The organism is Streptomyces recifensis, from assembly GCF_002154615.1.
Classification (GTDB): domain Bacteria; phylum Actinomycetota; class Actinomycetes; order Streptomycetales; family Streptomycetaceae; genus Streptomyces; species Streptomyces griseoluteus.
Genome location: NZ_MUNH01000223.1, coordinates 1 through 1,504 on the forward strand (window position 1 = coordinate 1; position 1,504 = coordinate 1,504).

Here is a 1,504-nt window from a genome sequence, read left to right on the forward strand (position 1 = left end):
GGGATGCCGGTGCCGATGTCCAGCCACTGCCGGATGCCGTGCTCCCGGGCCAGGACCCGGGTGGCGCGGTGCATGAAGCCCCGGTTCTGGCGGGCGCACTCGAAGATGCCCGGGTAGGCGGTCGCCGCGGCCTCCCCCGCCTCCCGGTCTATCTCGAAGTGGTCCTTGCCGCCCAGGTAGTAGTCGTACATCCGGGCGGAGTGGGGCCTGCTCGTGTCGATGTCCCGCGCCGCGTGTGAGTTGGTCATCCTGTCCCTTTTCGGTGTCTGCGTGGGGGGAGAAGTCAGCCGTTGGTCAGATGGTCGGCGAGGCCCCGCTTGACCCCCGCGACGAACGCGGTGATCTCCTCCGGGGTGTAGATCAGCGCCGGTCCGGCGGGGTCGGTCGACTGGCGCAGCGCCACCCGGCCGTCGGCGAGTCGCTTGGTCTGCACGCACTGGCCGCCGTTGGGGCCGCTCCACGGCGACTCCCAGCCCTGCTCGCCCAGGTCGGAGGCGGGCATCCCGTTGTAGGCGTGGCCCCGGCCGTCGATGGTGGTCATGAGTACTCCTTGCGCATGCGGTTCAGGAGTGCCCTGCTCTGCGCGTCGGAGGACAGCAGGGACATGCGGTTGTGCGCCTCCAGATGGGCGACGACGTCGGAGCGCTGGTCCAGGTACATCGCGCCGGAGAGGATCTCGCTGTAGACGATGTCCGGCAGCTCCGGCTCCTCGAACCGGAAGTACGTGAACGGCGCGCACGCCCCCACATGGGCGCCGGCGGTGAACGGCACCACATCGACGCTGACATGCGGCAGTTCGGAGAACTCCAGCAGCCGGTCGATCTGCTCCCGCATCACCTCCGGCCCGCCCACCACCCGGTGCAGCACGGCCTCCTCCATCACGACCCACAGCGTCGGCGAGTCCGCGCGCTCCAGCAGGGCGCTGCGGCGCAGCCGCAGGTCCACCCGGCGTGCCAGGTCCTCGTCGCCCTCGTTCGGGAAGCCGCCGGCGAGTACGGCGCGCGCGTACGCGTGGGTCTGGAGCAGACCCGTCACATAGTGCGGCTCGTAGGTGCGCAGGGTCTTCGCGCCCGTCTCCAGGCTCACGTACGCGCTGAACCAGCCCGGCACCACGTCGCGGTAGGCGTGCCACCACCCGGGCTCGTTGGCCCGCTCGGCGAAGGCGACGAACTCGTCCCGCTCCTGCCGGCCGGCTCCGTACGTCTCCAGCAGCTTCTCGACATAGAGGGGCTTGAGCGCCACCTCGGCCTTCTCCAGCCGGCGGATGGTCAGCGCCGTGACCCTGAGCGCCCGCGCCGCCTCCTCCAGCGAGNNGAACGGCCTTCACTCACGCCCTACCTCCTGATGGGCTGTCACTCGTAAGAGTGTGACAGGGAGTTGGTGAATCAACCAGACGGATAGCGGCTCTCTGTAATTATCAGGGAGTCGGTTGCAGCCTGAACTCGGTTGCGAGCATAGTTACTTGAGTGACCGCCTCACGGAAGGCAATCATCGTGACCCCCAC

Annotated in this window: 2 protein-coding genes and 1 pseudogene; all 3 read right to left on the bottom strand. The window is 68.8% G+C overall.

What is annotated here, in order from left to right; translation table 11 throughout:
* Positions 1–248, bottom strand: a 248-nt coding sequence (locus CCN33_RS13460) for an SAM-dependent methyltransferase (RefSeq protein ID WP_208621746.1), incomplete at its 3' end; no start/stop codon positions are given.
* A 35-nt stretch (positions 249–283) separates the two neighbouring features.
* Complete coding sequence (locus CCN33_RS13465) at positions 284–541, bottom strand: DUF397 domain-containing protein (RefSeq protein ID WP_030816380.1); 258 nt, start codon at positions 539–541, stop codon at positions 284–286.
* Positions 538–1,311 (bottom strand): annotated as a pseudogene (locus CCN33_RS13470) (DUF5753 domain-containing protein); the annotation flags it as partial. The gene CCN33_RS13465 and the pseudogene CCN33_RS13470, both read right to left, overlap by 4 nt.
* Positions 1,312–1,504: the final 193 nt, after the last annotated feature.